A 16,129-nucleotide genomic window follows, 5' to 3' on the forward strand; every position below is an offset into this window, starting at 1 on the left:
AAGGTTTACACAAGACCTCACAGCGGTGGAGGACCGCCGGGAGGATTGCATGACATCGGTTGGGGGCGAGGCGCGGGCACCCGTGCTCGTGGCGGAGCGTATTTCCAAATCATTCAACGACGTCCAGGTGCTGTTCAGCGTCGATTTCGACGTGATGCCGGGCGAAGTTCACGCGCTGATGGGCGAGAATGGCGCGGGCAAGTCGACGCTGGTCAAGATCCTCTCGGGTTTCGAGCAGGCGACTGCCGGACGCATCCTTCTCGACGGCGAACCGGTGACGCTGCCGGCGAACGGTGCCGCTGAGGCGATGGGCATCGTTCTCATCCACCAGGAATTCAACCTCGCCGACCATCTGACCGTCACCGAAAGCCTGTTTCTCGGCCGCGAGGTCACCCGTTTCGGCATGCTGGATCGCAAGGTGATGCGGGCCGAGACGCGGCGCGTGCTCGATCAGCTGGGGTCACGGATCGACGAGAATGCGCTGATCAGTTCGCTGGCGGTCGCCGACAAGCAGATGGTCGAGATCGCCAAGGCGATCAGCCGCAAGGCGCGCATCGTCTTCATGGACGAACCGACGGCTGTTCTGTCGCGCGACGAGACCGAGGTGCTGTTCGACCAGGTGCGCAAGCTGCGCGCCCGGGGCACGAGTTTCGTCTTCGTCTCCCACAAGCTGGACGAGGTGATGGAGCTGACCGACCGTGTCACCGTGTTGCGCGACGGACAGTGGGTGAAGACCGCGCCGACCTCTGCGCTCGACGGCGAGGCGATCGCGCAGCTGATGGTGGGCCGCGAATTGTCGAGCCTCTATCCGACCAAACACGAGCCTGACGTCGACGAGGAGATCGTGCTGTCGGTCAAGGATCTGACCACGGGCTTTGTGAAGAACGCGAGTTTCGACTTGAAGCGCGGCGAGGTGCTCGGCTTTTCCGGTCTGATCGGATCGGGGCGTACGGAATTGATGGAAGCGGTGGCGGGGCTTCGTCCGCGTCTCTCCGGAGAGGTGCGGCTCAAGGGCACGGTGCTTGAGGCCGGTGATTTCCGCGAGGCGAACCGGCGCGGACTCGCCTATATGACCAAAGATCGCAAGGGCAAGGGCCTGCTGCTCGGCGAGGGCATGACGGCCAACCTGACGCTGCAGTCTATGGATAATCACGTGCGGCACGGCTATCTCGACCCCGGCAGCGAGGCCAAGGCCATGGCGCGGGCCAAGCGGCGCTTCGACATCCGCGTGCGCGACGACCGTGTCAGGGTGGGGCGCATGTCCGGTGGCAATCAGCAGAAGCTGCTGCTCGCCAAGATCATGGAAGTCGAACCCCAGATCATCATCATCGACGAGCCGACGCGCGGCATTGATGTCGGCACCAAGCAGCAGATCTATCATTTCATCGCCGCGCTCGCCCGCGAAGGGCGCTCGATCATCGTGATTTCCTCTGAGATGCCCGAGGTGATCGGGCTCTGCACGCGGGTCGCCGTGATGCGGGAGGGCCGCATGGTCGGCCTGCTCGAGGGCGAGGACATCAACGAACAGACGATCATGCGTTACGCCGCCGGCCTGAAACGGCAGATGGCGAGCTGATCCAAGGCCAAGGCCCGGCGCACAAGACCGGGTTTGAGACGAAGACTTCAGGGTGCGCGACCTCCGGTAAGGAGGCGCGGGAGGAGACGGGAAAACCATGACTGCCGAGACTGAAACGACCACCCCTGGGCCTGGCCGCCGCACCTGGCGCGACGTCGATCTGCGGGCCGTGGCGCCCTTTGCGGCGCTGCTGATCCTGCTGATCATCGGCGCCCTGGTGAACCCGAACTTCATCGGTCTCACCAACCTTGCCAATGTCGCGACGCGTTCTGCCTTCATTGCGATCATCGCCGTCGGTGCGACCTTCGTCATATCCTCGGGCGACCTCGATCTCTCGGTCGGCTCGATGGTGGCCTTCGTGGCGAGCCTGATGATCCTGTTCATGAATTCCGGGGTCATTGCCGATCCGGGCCTGATGATTGCCGCCGCCATGGCGCTTGCCATCATCATCGGCTCGCTCTGCGGGCTGTTGAACGGACTGATCACCACCGTCGGCAAGATCGAGCCTTTCATCGCGACGCTCGGCACCATGGGCATCTATCGCGGCCTGACGACATGGCTGTCTCAAGGTGGCGCCATCACGCTGCGCGATCCGGTGCAGCAGGAAATCTACCGGCCGGTCTATTTCGGCTCGATCCTCGGGCTGCCGGTGCCGATCGTCATCATTCTCGTGGTGACCGCGATTGCCGCCGTCGTTCTCTATCGCACGCGTTATGGCCGCCATGTGGTTGCCGTCGGTTCAAGCCGCGATGTCGCGCGCTATTCGGGCATTGCCGTGGACCGGGTGCGCACCATCGCCTTCGTCATCCAGGGGCTCTGCGTGGCCATCGCGGTGCTGCTCTATGTGCCGCGTCTCGGCTCGACATCGGCCACGACCGGTATCCTGTGGGAGTTGCAGGCGATCACGGCCGTCGTCGTCGGCGGCACGGCGCTGAAGGGTGGGGCTGGCCGCGTCTGGGGCACGATCTGCGGCGCCTTCATTCTCGAACTCGTCGGCAACATCATGCTCTTGTCGAACTTCATCTCCGAATATCTGATCGGCGCCATCCAGGGCACGATCATCATCATCGCGATGCTCGTCCAGCGGTCGCTGGCGCGCAAGGCGTGACGCGTGACCGGGCAGGAGGGTCGCCCGGTCCGTTCCAACTCGACCCTAGTCACTTTGGGAGGAAACCAATGCACAAGAAACTGTTGGGTCTCGCCGTCGCGATGACGGCCCTGACCGCGATCTTTACCGCAGCGCAGGCGCAGGACACCAAGACGATCGGCGTCTCCATTCCGGCCGCCGACCATGGATGGACCGCAGGCGTCGTCTACCACGCCAATCGCGTTGCCGAACTCCTGATGAAGGAGCATCCGGGCCTCAACGTCGTCGTCAAGACCTCGGCCGATCCTGCCACCCAGGCGAATGCCGTGCAGGACCTGGAAGTCCAGGGCATCGATGCGCTGGTCATCCTGCCGACCGATCCGGATCCGCTGGTCAACGCGATGAAGGAAGTGAAGGGCAAGGGTCACTTCGTCACCATCGTCGACCGTGCGCCTTCGACCAACGACAACAGCGTGCGTGACCTCTATGTCGCCGGCAACAACCCGGCGCTCGGCAAGGTCGCCGGCGAATACATCGCGAAGAACTCGCCCGACGCCGAAGTCGTCATCATCCGCGGTCTGCCGATCCCGATCGACCAGCAGCGCCAGGACGGTTTCGATGAAGGCATCAAGGGCTCCAACGTCAAGGTCCTCGACCGTCAGTTCGGCAACTGGAACCGCGACGATGCCTTCAAGGTGATGCAGGACTACCTGACCAAGTATCCGAAGATCGATGTGGTCTGGTGCCAGGACGACGACATGGCCGTCGGCGTGCTGCAGGCGATCGAACAGGCCGGCCGCACCGACATCCAGTACATCATCGGCGGTGCCGGTTCGAAGGACATGATCAAGAAGGTCATGGATGGCGACAAGATGGTGCCGGTCAACGTCCTCTACCCGCCGTCGATGGTGGGGACCGCCATGGAGCTGACGGCCGCCGCCCTTTACGACAGCGTTCCGGTTCACGGCACCTATACGCTGGACGCGACGCTGATCACCGCCGACAACGCGAAGAACTACTACTTCCCGGACTCGCCGTTCTGATCTGAAACCACCCAAGACCAATGTCTGCCCGGGTTTTTCCCGGGCAGATTTCTGCGACAAACATCATTGCGGTTGTGTCGAAATTCCATCTCCTGTAATCGTTCACGGAAACGTTGCAGGGATCTCAGGGAGGAGAATTCATGAAGACGATCAAGGGACCGGCGATCTTTCTCGGCCAGTTTGCGGGTGATGCCGCACCGTTCAACACCTGGGATGGAATCACCAAATGGGCGGCCGACAAAGGCTATGTCGGCGTGCAGGTTCCGACCTGGGCCGGCCAGCTGATGGACCTGAGACAAGCCGCCGAATCCAAGGATTATTGCGACGAGCTGGCTGGCGTGGCGCGGGCAAACGGCGTCGAGATTACCGAACTTTCCACCCATTTGCAGGGGCAGCTTGTGGCTGTGCATCCGGCCTATGACGAAGCCTTCGACGGCTTTGCGGCGCCCGAAGTGCGCGGCAATCCGAAAGCGCGCCAGGAATGGGCCGTGCAGCAGGTCAAGTATGCGCTGAAGGCTTCGCGCAATCTCGGCATCAAGGCGCATGCGACCTTTTCCGGCGCGCTCGCCTGGCCGTTCATCTATCCCTGGCCGCAGCGCCCGGCGGGTCTGGTCGAGACCGCTTTCGACGAACTCGCGCGCCGCTGGCTGCCGATCCTCGATTTTGCCGAGGAGCAGGGCGTCGACGTTTGTTACGAGATCCATCCGGGCGAAGACCTGCATGACGGCGTGACCTTCGAGATGTTCCTCGAGCGGGTAAAGAACCACAGCAGAGCCAACATGCTCTACGACCCGTCGCACTATGTGCTGCAATGCCTCGACTATCTCGACAACATCGACATCTACAAGGACCGGATCAAGATGTTCCACGTCAAGGACGCGGAGTTCAATCCGACCGGGCGTCAGGGTGTCTATGGAGGTTATCAGGGCTGGGTTCAGCGGGCCGGGCGCTTCCGGTCGCTCGGCGACGGCCAGGTCGATTTCGGCGCGATTTTCTCGAAAATGGCGGCGAACGATTTCGACGGCTGGGCCGTTGTCGAATGGGAATGCGCGCTGAAACACCCGGAAGACGGCGCCCGTGAGGGGGCAGACTTCGTCCGGGCGCATATCATCCGGGTGACGGAGAAAGCGTTCGACGACTTCGCATCCGGCGGGACCGACGATGCGGCCAATCGCCGGATGCTGGGCCTCTGAGACTAGACGGACTTGAGGGCGGCCATGTCGCCGCTCTCGAGGTGGGGCAGGGCGCGTTCGATCTTATCGAGCGGCCAGTCCCACCAAGCGAGCGCCAAGAGGTCGGCGATCTCCTTGTCCGTGAAGCGCTGTCGGATCATGGTCGCGGGATTGCCGCCGACGATGGTGTAGGGGCCCACATCCCGCGTCACCACAGCGCGGGCGGCGATGATGGCGCCGGATCCGATCGTGACCCCCGGCATGATCGTCGCGCCGTGGCCGATCCAGACGTCGTGGCCGATGACGGTGTCGCGGAACGGCAGGTCCTGGTAGCCGGTGATGGTTTCAGGGCTGAACACGCGGAAGGGGTAGGTCGAAATCCCGGACATCGCGTGATTGGCCGAACTGGTGATGATGATCGCCTCGCGGGCAATCTGCACGAAGCGGCCGATCACCAGTCGTTCCCGGCTGAAGGGATAGAGATAAGGCGCGAGGATCGCTGCCGTCTCTTTCGCCGTGCCGGAATGGGTGAAGTAGCTGAAGTCGCCGATCTCCATTCGGGGATGATCGACGACGGCAGCGAGCTGAACGGTCTCGCGATAGGGCGTGCCGTCGGCCAGCGTGATGGGATAGGGTTGTCTCGGGTCGAGAAAAGGCATGGTTGAGATCCTTGCAAAAGCTTGCATCTGGCGTCGCGGTGATCGCTGACGCGGGCTTGTTCGCTTTGCCTCACAAGAGGCGGATCTCAGATGTTCACTGTCAGGGCATCCTTCTTCTTGGATGCCAGTCTAACGGATCTGGAGCGTGAACTCCAGACGCAGCTCATGAAGGAGGACGCATCATGGCGATCGAAGCGAGCAAATCGGAACACCGCGCGGCGAAAATTCGCCTCGGCATGGTCGGTGGCGGGCAGGGCGCGTTCATCGGCGCAGTGCATCGCATGGCCGCCCGGCTGGACGACCATTATGACCTCGTTGCCGGTGCGCTGTCGTCGACGGCGGAGAAGTCGCTCGCGTCCGGCCGTGACCTCGGGCTCGATCCGGAGCGTTGCTACAGCTCCTTCCAGGAGATGGCGGACAAGGAATCGGCGCGGCCCGACGGTATCGAGGCCGTCTCGATCGTCACGCCGAACCACGTGCATTTCGCCGCCGCCAAGGCATTCCTCGAAAAGGGCATCCATGTCATCTGCGACAAGCCGCTGACCTCCAACCTCGACGACGCCAAGGCTCTCAAGGCCGTTGCCGACAAGGCCAAGGCGCTGTTCATCCTGACGCATAACTACACCGGTTATCCGATGGTGCGCCATGCGCGCGAACTGGTGCGCGCCGGTGAACTCGGCGATATCCGACTGGTGCAGATGGAATATCCGCAGGATTGGCTCGCCGAGCCCGTCGAGCAGACCGGATCGAAACAGGCGGCCTGGCGCACCGACCCGGCACAATCGGGCGTCGGCGGCTCGACCGGCGATATCGGCACGCATGCCTATAATCTCGGCTCGTTCATTTCCGGCCTCGAACTGGATGAACTGGCGGCCGACGTGCACACCTTCGTCGAAGGGCGTCGGCTCGACGACAACGCCCATGTGATGCTGCGCTTCAAGGGCGGCGCCAAGGGTTTGCTCTGGTGCAGCCAGGTGGCGACCGGCAACGAGAACGGGCTGAAGGTGCGGATCTATGGCACCAAGGCCGGCATCGAATGGACGCAGGCCGATCCGAACTATCTCTGGTTCACGCGTCTTGGCGAGCCGAAGCAGCTGATCACGCGCGGCGGGGCCGGGGCGAATTCGGCTGCGGCGCGGGTTACCCGCATCCCCTCCGGCCATCCGGAAGGCTATCTCGAAGCCTTTGCGACGATCTATTCGGAGGCGGCTGCCGCCATCCAGGCAGCGCGGACCGGGGCGGCCGTTGATCCGGCGGTGGTTTATCCGACAGTTGATGATGGCGTGAAGGGTGTGGCGTTTGTCACGGCCTGTATCGAGTCGGGCAAGAAGAATGGTGGTTGGGTGAAGGTTTGATATCACCTCCCCCTTGAGGGGGGGAGGTCGCCGCGAAGCGGCGGGTGGGGTGATCTATGAACTTGCCCCTCACCCTACCCTCTCCCCGCAAGCGGGGAGAGGGGGAATGCTTGGCCAGCGGCGAGGCCTTCTCCCCGCTCGCGGGGAGAAGGTGCCCGAAGGGCGGATGAGGGGCATGGTTACAGGGGGGGCGGCGCAGATGAAACTCGACCGACCCTCTCGATGACCCCACCGGAGCTTCGCTCTACCGCTCACCATCAACGAGAAGGTGGATTTCCTGCAACGTTGCAGTTTTTTGTCCCCGATGTCTTCACCGCGTCGTTCGATTGCTCTAAACCGCTCATCGACTGACCAGCGGCGGCCCCTTCCGCCTCCACCCTGACGAAGGAGACGTCCCATGATCGATCCCAAGGCGCTTGCCTCGCGTTTTCCCGGTGATTTCCTGTTTGGCGTGGCCACCGCCTCCTTCCAGATCGAAGGGGCGTCGAAGGCGGATGGGCGGAAAGCTTCGATCTGGGATGCGTTTTCCAACATGCCGGGCCGGGTCTTCGGGCGCCACAATGGCGACGTCGCCTGCGATCACTACAATCGCTGGGAAAGCGATCTCGATCTGATCCAGGACATGGGGGTCTCTGCCTATCGTTTTTCGATCGCCTGGCCGCGCATCGTTCCGGAGGGGACGGGGCCGATTAACGAGAAGGGTCTCGATTTCTACGACAGACTGGTCGACGGCTTGAAGGCGCGCGGCATCATGGCCTATGCGACGCTTTACCATTGGGATCTGCCGCTTTCGCTCATGGGCGAGGGCGGCTGGACGGCGCGGTCGACGGCACAGGCCTTCCAGCGTTACACCAAGGTGGTGATGGAGCGTCTCGGCGATCGGCTGGATGCCGTCGCGACTTTCAACGAGCCCTGGTGCTCGGTCTGGCTCAGCCATCTCTACGGCATTCACGCGCCGGGCGAGCGCAACATGGATGCGGCGCTGCATGCGCTGCATTACACCAATCTGGCGCATGGACTTTCCGTGCAGGCGATCCGGGACGTCTCGCCCAAAGTGCCGGTGGGGCTGGTGCTCAACGCGCATGAGACGCTGCCGGGTTCGGACAGTGCTGCCGATCTGGCGGCTGCCGAGCGGGCGCATCAGTTCCACAATGGCGTGTTCTTCGATCCGGTGTTCAAGGGTGAATATCCGGCGGAGTTCCTGTCGGCGCTTGGCCATCGCATGCCTGTCATCGAGGAAGGCGATCTCGCGATCATCAACCAGCCGCTCGACTGGTGGGGGCTGAATTACTATACGCCGATGCGTGTGGCCGACGATCCGACGCCGGGTGCCGAATTCCCGGCAACGGTGGGGGCACCGCCGGTTTCGAAGGTCACGACCGACATCGGCTGGGAGGTTTATGCGCCGGCCTTGAAGTCGCTCGTCGAACGGCTCTATGCCCGCTACGACCTGCCGCCCTGCTACATCACCGAGAACGGCGCCTGCTACAATATGGAGGTCGAAGGTGGCGAGGTCGATGACCAGCCGCGGCTCGACTACTACGCCGAGCATCTCGACAAGGTGGCCGATCTGATCACCGAGGGTTATCCGATGCAGGGCTATTTCGCCTGGTCGCTGATGGACAATTTCGAATGGGCCGAGGGCTACAAGATGCGCTTCGGCCTCGTGCATGTCGATTACGACACCCAGGTCCGCACGATCAAGAAAAGCGGCAAGTGGTATCGCGATCTGGCGCTCGAATTCCCCAAGGGCAATTTCAAGGCCGACTGATAGGGTGGGGCATCGTGCCTCCGCGCCTTGCGCTGGTCAGCCGAGTTTGATCAGCTTGTTGCCGGTATCGACCTCGTTGCGCCGGTCGAATTCGGCGCGGGCCAACTGGATGCGGTCGTGATGGGTGAAGACCCAGCCGCCCAGTGCCCGGATCGGTTCGCCGAAGGAGCAGCCGAGATCGGTCAGCGCATATTCGACCTTCGGCGGCACGGTCGGATGCACCGTGCGCGCGACGATGCCGTCTCTTTCCAGTGAACGCAGTGTCAATGTCAGCATGCGCTGGGATATTCCGACGACCGATCGCTTGAGATCGGAGAAGCGCTGAGGGCCGTCGGCGAGCATCATGATGACCAAAACCGTCCATTTGTCGCCCAATCGGGCCAGCATTTCGCTGACGGTCTGGCACTTTGTCATGTCGTAGTTGTCGCACATAACGGTCTCTTTGTTGTATCGTTGTAACCTGGTATCAAAAATGTGCCTTCTTGCACAAATCTCATGGTTCCATATCTAGGCCTGGTTACGAATTGATACCAGACTACGTCGATGCTGCCAACTCCCATGGCGCCTGGCGGGTCCAACCAGGAGCGAGATCATGTCCGCACTCATTGAAAAGCTGAACTGGCGCTACGCCACCAAGAAAATGGACCCGTCGAAGGTCGTTCCGGAAGACAAGGTCGAACGGATCGTCGAAGCGGCCCGCCTCGCACCGACCTCGAGCGGCTTGCAGCCTTTCGAAGTGATCGTTGTGACCAATCCGGACGTTCGCGCGCGGATCCAGGAAATCGCCTGGAACCAGGCCCAGGTCACCGAAGGCTCGCATCTGCTCGTCTTCGCCGCCTGGGACAACTACACCGCCGATCGCATCAACGACATGTTCGACCTGGTGAACGAAGAACGCGGCTTTACCAATGAGGGCTGGGAAAACTATCGCCAGATGCTGCTCAACAGCTATCCCGCCCGCGACGAACAGGTGAACTTCGAACATGCCGCCCGCCAGGCCTATATCGGCTTCGGCATGTCGGTGGCAGCCGCTGCCTTCGAAGGCGTCGATGCCACGCCGATGGAAGGTTTCGACCCGGCCAAGCTCGACGAAATCCTGGGCCTGCGCGAAAAGGGCCTGCGTTCCGTCACCATCCTGCCGCTCGGCTATCGTGCCGATGACGGCGACTGGCTGGTCAACCTGAAGAAGGTGCGCCGCCCGAAGGACCAGTTCGTCTCGCTCGTCGCCTGACGATCGCACATTTCAGCGCCGGCACCTCCAGGCCGGCCTGCGAAGGGCTTCGGGAAACCGGAGCCCTTTTGCCGTTCAGAATGCCGCACTCCATTAGAATTCCCGCACTATCCGATATTTGTCAAACCTGTCAGTATGTTAAGTCAAATTGAACACATTTTCTGTCAGGGTGCCCGGAAAGCCAGGACAGTATCGCATGCGGCTTCGCGGAACATATAATCGACTGAAGTCGCACGTAAATCGCCGTATGGCGGTGACCGGCATGCTGCTGGTCTTTGCCATGCTCGCGGTCATGGTGACGAGCATCGTGCTGACCGCGCTCGATCGTGTGGCCAGCAATGCCAACCATCTCGACGAAGAGCGGTCGCGCGAGACGCTGGTCGGTGCGATCCAGACCTTCAAGTTCCAGCTGGGTGCAACCCTGAATGACTACGCCGCCTGGGACGATGCCGCCGAGAACGTCTATACGGCGCCCGATCCGGACTGGGTGATCAGCAATTTCGGCGATATGACCTTCGAGAGCGACCTGTTCGACGTCGCCATCGTGCTCGACCAGAACGGTCGCCCCGGCATGGCCTATTCCGATGGAAAGCCGCTCGAACGCGGGGGCAACGGATATCTGCCTGACGATCTGATGATGCTCTTCGATCAGGTGCGTTCCGCAGGCAGCGGCGATGTTCCGCAGGCGCTCGGCTTCGTTCGCACGGTCAAGGGTGTCGGTGCCGCCGGCGTTGCGCTGATCCGGAAGAAATCCGGTGAGATCGAGGTCGATCCGGCCAAACGTTCCTATCTCGTCTTCATCCGGCATATCTCGCGCGACAAGGTCGAACGGATCTCCAGTGCCTATGTCTTGCCGGGCCTGGTTCTGGCGGCCCCTTCCTACCGCTCGACGCATGCGGTGACGATCGAATCCACATCCGGCATCTCGCTTGCCTCCTTGGCCTGGACACCCCGGGCACCCGGTGACATCAGCCGGGAGCAGGTGGAACCGCTGGTCAAGGCCGCGCTGGTGATGGTGGCCGTCTACTGCCTTCTGCTCTTCATCATCGGCAACAGCGTCGTGCGTCGTTTGCGAACGGATGAGGCGGCGGCCCTGAAGCTTGCACGAACCGACCGGCTGAGCGGACTTGCCAATCGCGACGGCCTGCATGTGCTGCTCGACCAGGCGCTTGCGGAAGCCCGTCTCGATGGCAGCGACGTCGTGCTGCTGTATCTCGACCTCGATGGCTTCAAGGAGGTCAACGATTCCTATGGCCATGCGGTGGGCGACAGCCTGATCCGGGCCGTCTCGGCCGGGCTTGCTGTGCTGGTCGGCGGGAATGCCGCCTTGTCGCGCATCGGCGGGGATGAATTCGGCATCGTGTTCTTTGGCGCAGATGCAGAGGAGCGGGCAATCTCCGTCGCCGAGGCGATCCTCGGCTTCTTCGGCGAGCCCCTGCCGCTCGGCGAGCGGGTCGTTTCCGTCGGCTGCAGCCTGGGGCTGGCACTGTCCCCCGAGGGCACCATCGACGGCGGCGAGCTGACGCGGCAGGCGGACATGGCCATGTATGCCTCGAAAGAAAGCGGTCGCGGACGCTGGACGGCCTATCATCCGCAGATGGACGAGGAGCGCGAGACCCGCAACCAGATGGCGCTCGACCTTCGTGCCGCCATCGACAACGAGGACATTCAGGTCGTCTACCAGCCGGTGGTGGATTCCTCGACCTTCGAACTTGTCAGCGTCGAGGCGCTTGCGCGGTGGAACCGGCCGGGTCACGGGCCGGTGTCGCCGGACGTCTTCATTCCGATCGCCGAGGCGAGCGGCCTCATCGACCGCCTCGGTCTCGATGTTCTGCGGCAGTCGCTGATGCAGCTTGCCGAATGGCCGGGGCTGAAGCTCTCGGTCAACGTCTCACCGGGCCAGTTCCGCGACCCTGCCTTTGCCGGCCATGTGGCGGACCTGTTCTACGTCACCGGCATCGATCCGCACCGGGTCGTGCTGGAGATGACGGAAACCTATTTCATCCAGAATCCCGAGCGGGCCCGGACCGTTCTGGAGCGGTTGCGCAAGATCGGCGTGCAGATTGCCCTCGACGATTTCGGCTCCGGTTTCTCCAGCGTCGGTTACCTGCGCCAGTTCGGCTTCGACCGGATGAAGATCGACAAATCCCTGGTGCAGTCGCTCGGCGACGGACACAGGGCGGTGGAGATGCTGCAGGCCACCGTGGCGCTGGCGCGTTCGCTTGATGTGCCGGTGACCGCCGAAGGCGTGGAGACGGATCAGCAGGCCGTCAATCTGCGTCTGGCCGGCTGCGACCAGTTGCAGGGTTATCTGTTCGGCCGTCCGTGCAGCCCTGCCGATATCGATGCGCTCCGGCTCCGGCCGATGGACCTGAGGGCCAAGGCGGCGGCGATCGCCTTTGCGCATCCGCGCGACGTTTCCTCCGCGCGCTGAGCATTCGACACGGTTTCCGGAGCCATTGGCGCCTTCTCGCATCGTCCTTGCAGAAGGGCGTTGCGATCTCCGGCTCAGCCGGCATCACCGGATGCCGTTCAGCTGCCGATATGTCTTTCGCCGCGCTTCTTTGCGAGTGCGATCTGCAGCTGGCGCTGGCGATAGCGGTCGCGGTCGGCTTCCGTGCGGCTTTCATAGCAGTGGCTGCAGGAAACGCCTTCCTCATAATGCGGATGGGTCAGTTCTTCCGCCGTGATCGGGTTGCGGCAGGCGTGGCAGAGCTTGTGATTGCCTTCCTTCAGGCCATGGGTGACGGAAACGCGCTCGTCGAAGACGAAGCAGGCGCCGTCCCAGAGGCTCTGGTCTTCCGGCACTTCCTCCAGATATTTCAGGATGCCGCCCTTGAGGTGATAGACCTCGTCAAAACCCTGCTGCTTCATGAAGGCGGTCGCCTTCTCGCAACGGATGCCGCCGGTGCAATACATGGCGATCTTCGGCTTGTTGTGCAGGCCGGGATTGTTCTTCACCCAATCGGGGAATTCGCGAAAGGTCTTGGTGTTCGGATCGACCGCACCGCGGAAGATGCCGATCGCGGTCTCGTAATCATTGCGGGTGTCGATGACGATCGTCTCCGGGTCGGAGATCAGCTCGTTCCAGTCCTTCGGGTCGACATAGGTGCCGACGATCTCGTTGGGGTCGATGTCCTCGACGCCCATGGTGACGATCTCCTTCTTCAGACGCACCTTCATGCGCAGGAAGGGCATTTTGGATGCGCGGCTTTCCTTATGCACCAAAGCGGTGAATTCCGGCTGGCTGCGGATGTAGGCGAGAACGTTTGTTATGCCCGTATCGGTGCCGGCAATCGTGCCGTTGATGCCCTCATGGGCGATCAGCAGGGTGCCCTTCACGCCTTCGGCCTTGCACAGGCTCTCGAGCGGTTCGCGAAAACTCTCGAAGCGCGCAAACTTGGCGAAGTGATAGAGGGCGGCAACCAGGAAGGCGCCGCCTTCTTCATGGCGGGGGGCTTGATCGATCTGTGTCATGGCCTGCGAAATACCGCCTCGGCCCTTGCCGTGCAACGGATTTCCGCACAGCGCGCGAAGTTTGAAATCTGTCAAATTTCGCGCGCCCTGCGGCTGATCCAGGATCAGGCTGGCGGGTTGAAGACGCGGATGCGGTGGCCGTCCGGGTCCGCGACCGCAAAGGTCCGGCCGAAATCGGCCTCGACGGGGGCCTGCAGGACCGGGATGCCAAGCGCCTTCCAGCGTTCGTGGGTGGCGTCGACATCGGCAGCGCTCGGCGCGCGGATGGCGAGTTCGCAGCCGCCGCCGGTGAACTGCGCCTGCGGTTCGACGCCCGCGCGGCTCCAGAGACCGAGGACGAGGCCTGTCGGCAGGCGGAAGAGGGAGAAGGTGTCGGCGCGTTCGGTGGGCGCTATGCCGAAGAGCTTTGCGTAGAAATCGGCGCTTGCTGCAGCGTTTTCGACATAGAGAATGGTCATTGCGGGTGTCATCGTCATCTCCTGTGGGGTTGATGACGCGACCTTAGCTCCTGATGCTGCCAAAAACTGTCAGCATCATTTCAAGGTGCCGTCGGGGATGGCGTTCTGTTGCCGCCAGGCCTTGAGGAGGGCGGTGCGACGCTTCGGGTAGCGCGTCTCGCCGGCCACGGCGCTTTCGATGCGATCGGTGCGGAAATGCCGGAAATCGTCGCGCAAAGTGCACCAGGCGACCAAGACCCTGACGCCGTCGAAGAAGGTGAGGGCGCAGGGCCAGACGGTGCGGCTGGAGAGGTCGCCGCGCTGGTCACGATAGGCGATCAGAAGCGGCTTTTCGTGGCGCAGGGCCTGGCGAAGCCTATCGAGGTCCACCCGTTCGGTCGCAAGCGGGGCGCCCGGGCCGACGAGCAGGGGAACGTCCGCCATGTCGCGACGCAGGTCTTCGGGCAGCACGGCGTCGATCTTGGCGAGTGCGTTGCGGGCGGCCGAGGCGATGGCGGTGTCCGTGCGCTTTTCGACGAAGCGGAAGCCGAGCATCAGCGCCTCGATCTCCTCGCGGGTGAACATCAGGGGCGGCAACATATAGCCGGGGCGCAGCACATACCCGATGCCGGCCTCGCCCTCGATATCCGCGCCTTCGGCCTGGAGGGTCGCGATGTCGCGGTAGAGCGTGCGCAGCGAAACGCCGGTTTCGGCCGCCAGTGTCGCGCCGCTCACCGGCAAGCGGTGCTGGCGCAGGACCTGCAACAAAGAGAGAAGGCGTTGCGAGCGGCTCATGCGCTGTCAGCTGCGCCCGGACGTCTCGCCGATGGCGGCGGCGGTCCACAGGATTTCGATCACATCCGCTTCCCGTCGCGGCCGATCGGCAAAGATGCTGCCGGCCAGCGCCAGGGCTTCGCGGCGCAGGTCCTGTTGCCGACGGATGATGATGGCCAGCAGGAAGGCCTGGCCTTCGCCATCGCCGAACAGGTCGGGTTCGCTGTCGAACAGTTCGGTGAGAACCGTCAGGTCATGCTCGCGGCCGAGCAGGTCGACCAGATGTTTGGCCTCCCGGCGCTTGGCGGCAAAGGCGCTCGGCCAGAGTTCGCGCAGCAGGGAAAGGTTCATCCAATAGGTCTGGGCTGCCTTGCGCAGGTCATGGAAGGCTTCGCCGTGGCCTTCACCCTTGCAGGTGTGCAGCGCCTCATGGCCCCGCTTCAGGGCCTTGCGCCAGCCTTTGGCGAGCAGACGGGCCGCAGGCCCCGCCTTGGACGGCAGGTCGAGTTCATCAAGGGCCGTGATGGCGGATCGGCATTCGTCGATGACGCGGGCCACCTTGTCTTCGAGATCCGTCTCGCTTGCGGCGATATCGTCGCGACGCAGTTGCAGAACCGTGCGCGTCGCCGCCAGCGTTTCACTTTCGTCGTCGTTGAGCGCAAAGCCGGTGAGATGCGTCACGGTCTCCATCAGCGCGGTGGCATCTCGGATGCGCGACAGGCTGCGGGCAATGTCACGCAGGCGTTCGTTTTCGCGGGTCTGGAAGGATTTGTCGGCATCGGCGACGAGGCGCAAAAGGCCGCGGACGCGCTTGAACTTCTTGCGCGCTTCGTGAATGGCCTCGTGCAGGCCGTCCGGGCGGTCGCTCAGAACGGCTATGGCGATGCTCAGCTGGTGGCGGGCGACGGACCGGACCTCGGCGGACAGATCCCTGTCCGGCCTAATGCGATATGGCATGCACCAGCTCCGGCCGCAGTCTCTGGGTGGCCAGGGCCTGGTTGGAATAGCGCTTGTCGCCGGTCACCTCCTGGCCGAGCCAAGCGGGAAGCAAGGGCTCGTCCTCTTCGGAGGCCATCTCGACCTCGGCGATCACCAGGCCGCGATAGGCGCCCTCGAAGACGTCGATCTCCCAGGTGAAACCCTTGAAATCGACGGTGTAGCGCGTCTTCTCGATGACATTGCCGGTGGCAAATTCGATCATCTCCAGTGCGTCTTCATGGGGGATATCGTATTCGAATTCGTCGCGTGTCAGCAGGCCCGTGCCGAACTTGATCGTCAGCTGCGCTGTCTCGTCATTGCGGGTGCGGATGCGCACCGAACGGTCGGGCTCGGCTGTGACATAGGCTTGTCTGATCCGAGTCCGGGATGTCACGCCGGCTTTCCAACCGTCATTGCGGACCAGAAACTTGCGTTCGATTTCCTTCGCCATACCCACTCGCTCCGAAAAATTACGCAGTGCAACCATAGACGACGAGGTGCTGTTAGGAAACCGGAAAGATTCCGTGTTAGGGGTCAGTCTCGACAAGTGCCGCCATGCGCGGTACTGA

15 protein-coding genes are annotated in these 16,129 nt (G+C 62.8%); 8 read left to right on the plus strand and 7 right to left on the minus strand.

Translation table 11 applies throughout. From position 1 onward, the window contains the following. The first annotated feature begins 49 nt into the window (after positions 1-49). From DFO46_RS02100 to DFO46_RS02115, 4 genes are all read left to right on the plus strand, one after another. Entirely contained in the window at positions 50-1,576 is a 1,527-nt protein-coding gene (locus tag DFO46_RS02100) for a sugar ABC transporter ATP-binding protein (RefSeq protein ID WP_110791518.1), read from the plus strand. A 97-nt stretch (positions 1,577-1,673) separates the two neighbouring features. Continuing rightward, positions 1,674-2,684 carry an ABC transporter permease gene (locus tag DFO46_RS02105; RefSeq protein ID WP_120276171.1) on the plus strand — a complete coding sequence of 337 codons (1,011 nt, stop codon included), beginning with the start codon at positions 1,674-1,676 and terminating at the stop codon, positions 2,682-2,684. A gap of 68 nt (positions 2,685-2,752) precedes the next feature. Then, positions 2,753-3,706 carry a substrate-binding domain-containing protein gene (locus DFO46_RS02110; RefSeq protein ID WP_120276172.1) on the plus strand — a complete coding sequence of 318 codons (954 nt, stop codon included), beginning with the start codon at positions 2,753-2,755 and terminating at the stop codon, positions 3,704-3,706. A gap of 140 nt (positions 3,707-3,846) precedes the next feature. Further along, positions 3,847-4,899 (plus strand): sugar phosphate isomerase/epimerase, encoded by a 1,053-nt coding sequence (locus DFO46_RS02115; protein WP_120276173.1) that lies wholly within the window; start codon positions 3,847-3,849, stop codon positions 4,897-4,899. A 2-nt stretch (positions 4,900-4,901) separates the two neighbouring features. On the opposite strand, the gene DFO46_RS02120 is transcribed toward DFO46_RS02115, so the two are convergent. After that, positions 4,902-5,537 carry a CatB-related O-acetyltransferase gene (locus DFO46_RS02120; protein WP_120276174.1) on the minus strand — a complete coding sequence of 212 codons (636 nt, stop codon included), beginning with the start codon at positions 5,535-5,537 and terminating at the stop codon, positions 4,902-4,904. A gap of 182 nt (positions 5,538-5,719) precedes the next feature. Between DFO46_RS02120 and DFO46_RS02125 the strand changes: the two genes are divergently transcribed. Together DFO46_RS02125 and DFO46_RS02130 are read left to right on the plus strand one after the other, a co-directional pair. Beyond that, positions 5,720-6,892, plus strand: coding sequence for a Gfo/Idh/MocA family oxidoreductase (locus DFO46_RS02125; RefSeq protein ID WP_120276175.1), 1,173 nt, complete (start codon positions 5,720-5,722; stop codon positions 6,890-6,892). 397 nt (positions 6,893-7,289) lie between these two features. Continuing rightward, the gene (locus DFO46_RS02130; protein ID WP_120276176.1) at positions 7,290-8,663 is read left to right on the plus strand and encodes a GH1 family beta-glucosidase; all 1,374 of its coding nucleotides are present in this window, start codon (positions 7,290-7,292) and stop codon (positions 8,661-8,663) included. Between the two features lie 36 nt (positions 8,664-8,699). On the opposite strand, the gene DFO46_RS02135 is transcribed toward DFO46_RS02130, so the two are convergent. Next, positions 8,700-9,095, minus strand: coding sequence for a helix-turn-helix domain-containing protein (locus tag DFO46_RS02135; protein WP_120276177.1), 396 nt, complete (start codon positions 9,093-9,095; stop codon positions 8,700-8,702). A gap of 160 nt (positions 9,096-9,255) precedes the next feature. Between DFO46_RS02135 and DFO46_RS02140 the strand changes: the two genes are divergently transcribed. Then, on the plus strand, positions 9,256-9,894 hold the full coding sequence (locus tag DFO46_RS02140) for an NAD(P)H-dependent oxidoreductase (protein ID WP_110791532.1): 639 nt from the start codon (positions 9,256-9,258) through the stop codon (positions 9,892-9,894). 262 nt (positions 9,895-10,156) lie between these two features. Continuing rightward, the gene (locus DFO46_RS02145; protein WP_120278107.1) at positions 10,157-12,328 is read left to right on the plus strand and encodes an EAL domain-containing protein; all 2,172 of its coding nucleotides are present in this window, start codon (positions 10,157-10,159) and stop codon (positions 12,326-12,328) included. Positions 12,329-12,426: 98 nt separating this feature from the next. Here DFO46_RS02145 and DFO46_RS02150 read toward each other — a convergent pair whose 3' ends face one another. The 5 genes from DFO46_RS02150 to DFO46_RS02170 form a co-directional block, all read right to left on the minus strand. Continuing rightward, positions 12,427-13,371, minus strand: coding sequence for a rhodanese-related sulfurtransferase (locus tag DFO46_RS02150; protein WP_120278108.1), 945 nt, complete (start codon positions 13,369-13,371; stop codon positions 12,427-12,429). 104 nt (positions 13,372-13,475) lie between these two features. Next, positions 13,476-13,841 (minus strand): VOC family protein, encoded by a 366-nt coding sequence (locus DFO46_RS02155; RefSeq protein ID WP_120276178.1) that lies wholly within the window; start codon positions 13,839-13,841, stop codon positions 13,476-13,478. Positions 13,842-13,904: 63 nt separating this feature from the next. Beyond that, positions 13,905-14,603: a YafY family protein gene (locus DFO46_RS02160; RefSeq protein WP_120276179.1), complete on the minus strand. Its 699-nt coding sequence runs from the start codon at positions 14,601-14,603 to the stop codon at positions 13,905-13,907. Positions 14,604-14,609: 6 nt separating this feature from the next. Beyond that, complete coding sequence (locus DFO46_RS02165; RefSeq protein ID WP_120276180.1) at positions 14,610-15,539, minus strand: CHAD domain-containing protein; 930 nt, start codon at positions 15,537-15,539, stop codon at positions 14,610-14,612. Continuing rightward, a complete protein-coding gene (locus DFO46_RS02170) occupies positions 15,523-16,011 on the minus strand; it encodes a CYTH domain-containing protein (protein WP_110791538.1) in 489 nt (162 codons plus the stop codon). The genes DFO46_RS02165 and DFO46_RS02170 overlap by 17 nt, the downstream gene beginning before the upstream one ends. Positions 16,012-16,129: the final 118 nt, after the last annotated feature.

The organism is Rhizobium sp. AG855, assembly GCF_003610655.1.
GTDB classification, from domain to species: domain Bacteria; phylum Pseudomonadota; class Alphaproteobacteria; order Rhizobiales; family Rhizobiaceae; genus Allorhizobium; species Allorhizobium wuzhouense.